Annotated in this window: 2 protein-coding genes; one reads left to right on the top strand and one right to left on the bottom strand. The window is 38.5% G+C overall.

What is annotated here, in order from left to right; translation table 11 throughout:
• Nucleotides 1-163: 163 nt before the first annotated feature.
• Nucleotides 164-1,744, bottom strand: a complete 1,581-nt coding sequence (locus JOC28_RS10940; protein ID WP_386700231.1) for an LPXTG cell wall anchor domain-containing protein — start codon at nt 1,742-1,744, stop codon at nt 164-166.
• On the opposite strand from JOC28_RS10940, the gene JOC28_RS10935 reads away from it, so the two are divergent.
• The gene (locus JOC28_RS10935; RefSeq protein ID WP_386700228.1) at nt 1,635-6,794 is read left to right on the top strand and encodes a clumping factor B; all 5,160 of its coding nucleotides are present in this window, start codon (nt 1,635-1,637) and stop codon (nt 6,792-6,794) included. The genes JOC28_RS10940 and JOC28_RS10935 overlap by 110 nt on opposite strands.
• The last annotated feature ends 88 nt before the right edge of the window (nt 6,795-6,882 follow it).

Genomic DNA, 6,882 nt, shown 5'->3' with positions numbered 1-6,882 from the left:
ATTCTTCTCGCTTTGAACGCAACAAAAGAGAGAACCAATTTGATTCTCTCTCGTGCTTAATTATTTAGTCAACCCACTACAGTTGACAAAGAGCCCTTCTTTCTTTTATCATTTGACCTGCAGCATGGTCAGGTTTTTAGATTGGCTGATTTCCTTCTATTAATTAAAGGGAATCTTCTTCACCATCATCTTTTTTACGTTTACGAGCAAAGAGGCTGGCAAAGAGCAATCCTGCTCCAAGGTAACCTGCTATGCTTGAATCTTCCTCACCTGTGCTTGGAAGTTTAGCTTGGCTCTTACCGTTTGCTGATGCAGATGTTGACACATGATAGCTTGAATCGCTGTGTGATTCAGATTGAGTATGTGAACCTGAGATTGATTCACTTACTGACTCTGAAATTGATTCGCTCACTGATTCTGAGACTGACTCAGAAATTGACTCGCTTACTGACTCTGATACTGATTCAGAAATTGACTCGCTCAATGATTCTGAGACTGATTCTGAAATTGACTCGCTTAATGACTCTGAAATTGATTCACTTACCGACTCTGAGGTTGACTCAGACACTGACTCTGAGATTGATTCAGACACTGATTCGCTCACTGATTCTGATGTTGACTCAGAGATTGACTCGCTTAATGATTCTGATAATGACTCAGAGATTGATTCGCTTACTGACTCTGATGTTGATTCAGAAATTGATTCACTTACTGATTCAGACACTGACTCAGAGATTGACTCGCTTAATGATTCTAATACTGATTCAGAGATTGACTCGCTCACCGATTCTGATACTGATTCAGAGATTGACTCGCTCACTGATTCTGATACTGATTCAGAAATTGACTCGCTCACTGACTCTGATGTTGATTCAGAAATTGATTCGCTCACTGATTCTGATACTGACTCAGAGATTGATTCGCTCACTGATTCTGATGTTGACTCAGACACTGATTCTGATGTTGATTCAGAGATTGATTCAGAAATTGATTCGCTTAATGATTCTGATGTTGATTCAGAGATTGATTCGCTCACTGATTCTGAGACTGACTCAGAGATTGATTCGCTTAATGACTCTGAGACTGACTCAGAAATTGATTCGCTCACTGATTCTGATACTGATTCAGAGATTGATTCGCTTAATGATTCTGATAATGACTCAGAGATTGATTCGCTCACTGATTCTGATGTTGACTCAGAGATTGACTCGCTTACTGATTCAGATGTTGACTCAGAGAGTGATTCGCTTACTGATTCTGAGATTGATTCAGACACTGACTCTGAGACTGACTCAGAGACTGACTCAGAGACTGATTCTGAGACTGATTCTGAAACTGACTCGGACACTGATTCTGATGTTGATTCAGAAATTGACTCTGAGATTGACTCAGACACTGATTCACTTACTGACTCAGAAATTGATTCAGAAATTGACTCGCTCACTGATTCAGAGATTGATTCAGATACTGACTCAGAAATTGACTCGCTCACTGATTCTGATGTTGACTCAGAAATTGACTCGCTCACTGATTCTGATGTTGACTCAGATACTGATTCAGAAATTGATTCGCTCAATGACTCTGATGTTGACTCAGAGAGTGATTCGCTTAAGGACTCTGATATTGACTCAGAAATGGATTCGCTTAAGGATTCTGAGATTGATTCGCTTAAGGACTCTGATACTGACTCAGAAATTGACTCGCTCACTGATTCTGATGTTGACTCAGAAATTGACTCGCTCACTGATTCTGATGTTGACTCAGATACTGATTCAGAAATTGATTCGCTCAATGACTCTGATGTTGACTCAGAGAGTGATTCGCTTAAGGACTCTGATATTGACTCAGAAATGGATTCGCTTAAGGATTCTGAGATTGATTCGCTTAAGGACTCTGATACTGATTCAGAAATTGATTCGCTCACTGATTCGCTTACTGATTCTGAGACTGATTCGCTCACTGACTCTGATACTGACTCAGAAATTGATTCACTTACTGACTCTGATACTGATTCTGAGATTGACTCTGATACTGATTCTGATACTGACTCAGAGATTGACTCGCTCACTGATTCTGATGTTGATTCAGAGATTGACTCGCTTACTGATTCTGATACTGACTCAGAAATTGATTCACTCACTGACTCTGATGTTGATTCAGAGATTGATTCGCTCACTGATTCTGATGTTGATTCAGAAATTGACTCAGACACTGATTCTGATGTTGATTCAGAAATTGATTCGCTCACTGACTCTGATACTGATTCAGAGATTGATTCGCTTACTGATTCTGATACTGACTCAGAAATTGATTCGCTTACTGATTCTGATACTGATTCAGAGATTGACTCAGACACTGATTCGCTTACTGACTCAGAGATTGATTCTGAAATTGATTCGCTGATTGATTCAGATACTGATTCTGAAATTGATTCGCTTAATGATTCAGAAACTGATTCGCTTAATGATTCAGAAACTGATTCAGAGATTGACTCAGACACTGATTCTGATGTTGATTCAGAGATTGATTCGCTCACTGACTCAGAGATTGATTCGCTTACTGATTCTGATACTGACTCAGAAATTGATTCGCTCAATGATTCTGATGTTGATTCAGATACTGATTCTGAAATTGATTCGCTCAATGATTCTGATACTGACTCAGAGATTGATTCGCTCACTGACTCTGATACTGACTCTGAAATTGATTCACTTACTGACTCTGATACTGATTCAGAAATTGACTCGCTCGCTGACTCTGATACTGATTCAGAAATTGACTCGCTTACTGACTCTGATACTGACTCAGAAATTGATTCACTTACTGACTCTGAGACTGATTCAGAAATTGACTCGCTCACTGACTCGGATACTGATTCAGAGATTGACTCGCTCACTGATTCTGATACTGATTCAGAAATTGACTCGCTCACTGATTCTGACACTGACTCAGAAATTGATTCTGACACTGATTCAGACACTGACTCAGAGATGGATTCAGAAACTGACTCTGATACTGACTCTGATACTGACTCGGAAATTGATTCGCTCAATGACTCTGATACTGATTCAGAGATTGATTCTGACACTGATTCAGAAATTGACTCAGAAATCGATTCACTCACTGATTCTGATGTTGATTCAGAGATGGATTCACTTACTGACTCTGATGTTGATTCAGAAATTGATTCGCTCACTGATTCTGATATTGACTCAGAAATTGATTCGCTTAATGACTCGGATACTGACTCAGAGATGGATTCGCTTAATGATTCTGAAATTGACTCACTTAATGATTCTGAGACTGACTCTGAGATTGATTCACTTACTGATTCTGATGTTGACTCAGAAATTGATTCACTTACTGACTCTGAAATTGATTCGCTTACTGATTCTGATACTGATTCAGAGATTGATTCGCTCACTGATTCTGATGTTGATTCAGAAATTGACTCAGACACTGATTCTGATGTTGATTCAGAAATTGATTCGCTCACTGACTCGGATACTGACTCAGAAATTGATTCACTTACTGATTCTGATGTTGATTCAGAAATTGATTCGCTCACTGATTCTGATGTTGATTCAGAGATTGATTCTGATACTGATTCTGAAACTGATTCGCTTAATGATTCAGATACTGACTCTGATACTGACTCGGATACTGACTCTGAGATTGATTCACTTACTGATTCTGAAATTGATTCTGAAACTGACTCGGATACTGATTCTGAAATTGATTCTGAGACTGACTCTGATACTGATTCAGAAATTGACTCGCTCGCTGACTCTGATACTGATTCAGAAATTGACTCGCTTACTGACTCTGAGACTGATTCAGAAATTGACTCACTTACTGATTCTGAGACTGATTCAGAAATTGATTCACTTACTGATTCAGAGATGGATTCTGATACTGACTCAGAGATTGATTCAGACACTGATTCTGATGTTGATTCTGAAATTGATTCGCTCACTGATTCTGAGACTGATTCAGAGATTGACTCACTTACCGATTCTGATACTGATTCTGAAATTGATTCACTTACTGATTCAGAAATTGACTCAGAGATTGATTCGCTCACTGACTCGGATACTGACTCAGAAATTGATTCACTTACTGATTCTGATGTTGATTCAGAAATTGATTCACTTACTGATTCTGATGTTGATTCAGAAATTGATTCGCTTAATGATTCAGATACTGACTCGGATACTGACTCTGAGATTGATTCACTTACTGATTCTGAAATTGATTCTGAAACTGACTCGGATACTGATTCTGAAATTGATTCTGAGACTGACTCTGATGTTGATTCAGAAATTGACTCAGACACTGATTCTGATGTTGATTCTGAAATTGATTCGCTCACTGATTCTGAAATTGATTCGCTTACTGATTCTGATACTGATTCAGAAATTGACTCGCTTACTGACTCTGATGTTGATTCAGAAATTGACTCAGAGAGTGATTCTGATACTGACTCGGATACTGACTCAGAGAGTGATTCAGAGATTGATTCAGAGATTGATTCAGAGACTGATTCGCTTACCGATTCTGAAACTGACTCAGACACTGATTCGCTTACTGATTCTGAAACTGACTCAGAGATTGACTCAGACACTGATTCTGATGTTGATTCAGACACTGATTCTGATACTGACTCTGAAATTGATTCGCTTAATGATTCTGATACTGATTCAGAGATTGACTCAGACACTGATTCTGATGTTGATTCAGAAATTGACTCAGAGAGTGATTCTGATACTGACTCGGATACTGACTCAGAGAGTGATTCAGAGATTGATTCAGAGATTGATTCAGAGACTGATTCGCTTACCGATTCTGAAACTGACTCAGACACTGATTCGCTTACTGATTCTGAAACTGACTCAGAGATTGACTCAGACACTGATTCTGATGTTGATTCAGACACTGATTCTGATACTGACTCAGAAATTGATTCGCTTAATGATTCTGATACTGATTCAGAGATTGACTCAGACACTGATTCTGATGTTGATTCAGAGATTGATTCGCTTAATGACTCAGAGATTGATTCAGAAATTGATTCGCTTACTGATTCTGATGTTGATTCAGAAATTGATTCACTTACTGATTCAGAAATTGATTCGCTCACTGATTCTGATGTTGACTCAGAGATTGACTCTGAAATTGATTCACTTACTGACTCAGATACTGATTCAGAGATTGATTCGCTTACTGACTCTGATACTGATTCTGAAATTGATTCACTTACTGACTCTGATACTGATTCAGAAATTGACTCGCTCACTGATTCTGATACTGACTCAGAGATTGACTCAGACACTGATTCTGATGTTGATTCAGAGATTGATTCGCTTACTGATTCTGATGTTGATTCAGAAATTGATTCACTTACTGACTCGGATACTGACTCAGACACTGATTCTGATGTTGATTCTGAAATTGATTCGCTCACTGATTCTGATACTGACTCAGAGATTGATTCGCTCACTGACTCTGATACTGACTCAGAAATTGATTCTGAGACTGACTCTGATACCGATTCGCTTAATGATTCAGAGATAGATTCAGACACTGACTCTGATACCGATTCGCTTAATGATTCAGAGATTGACTCAGAAACTGACTCTGAAATTGACTCGCTTACTGATTCTGAGACTGATTCAGAAACTGACTCTGAGACTGATTCGCTTAATGACTCTGAGACTGATTCGCTTAATGACTCTGATACTGACTCAGAAATTGATTCAGAAATTGATTCGCTTACTGATTCTGATGTTGATTCAGATACTGACTCAGACACTGATTCTGATACTGACTCAGAAATTGATTCTGAGACTGATTCAGATACTGATTCGCTTACTGATTCTGATACTGATTCAGACACTGACTCGCTCACTGACTCGGATACTGATTCAGAGATGGATTCAGAAACTGATTCTGAGACTGATTCGCTTAATGACTCAGAAATTGATTCGCTCACTGATTCTGATACTGACTCAGAAATTGACTCACTTACTGATTCTGAGACTGATTCAGAGATTGATTCAGAAACTGACTCTGAAATTGATTCACTTACTGATTCTGATACTGACTCTGATACTGATTCAGAGATGGATTCTGAAACTGACTCGGATACTGACTCAGAGATTGATTCGCTTAATGATTCAGATACTGATTCTGAAATTGATTCACTTACTGACTCTGATACTGACTCAGAAATTGATTCACTTACTGACTCTGATACTGATTCAGAAATTGACTCGCTCACTGACTCTGAGACTGATTCAGAAATTGACTCGCTTACTGACTCTGATGTTGATTCAGAAATTGATTCGCTCACTGATTCTGATACTGACTCAGAGATTGATTCGCTCACTGATTCTGATGTTGATTCAGAAATTGATTCGCTCACTGATTCTGATACTGACTCAGAGATTGACTCGCTCACTGATTCTGAGACTGACTCAGAGATTGATTCGCTTAATGACTCTGATACTGATTCTGAAATTGATTCACTTACTGATTCTGATACCGATTCTGAAATTGATTCGCTTACTGATTCTGAGACTGATTCAGAAATTGATTCGCTCACTGATTCTGAGACTGATTCAGAAATTGATTCACTCACTGATTCTGATGTTGATTCAGAAATTGATTCGCTTACTGACTCTGAGACTGACTCAGAAATTGATTCACTCACTGACTCTGATGTTGATTCTGAGATTGACTCACTTACTGACTCAGATGTTGATTCTGAGATTGACTCAGACACTGATTCGTAAACAGACTCACTGATAGATTCTGAAATTGAGTTAGAGATCGATTCAGAATTTGATATAGATTCAGATTGGCTTACTGATTCTGACTCTG

It is taken from the genome of Streptococcus loxodontisalivarius (assembly GCF_016908645.1).
Lineage (GTDB): Bacteria > Bacillota > Bacilli > Lactobacillales > Streptococcaceae > Streptococcus > Streptococcus loxodontisalivarius.
Note: the sequence above shows the minus strand (reverse complement) of the source record. Positions and strands in the feature narration are given on the sequence as shown.

What these genes read in the sequence shown, in the direction of transcription:
- JOC28_RS10935 (WP_386700228.1), top strand. Translation starts at nt 1,635, where the DNA reads ATGGATTCGCTTAAGGATTCTGAGATTGATTCGCTTAAGGACTCTGAT.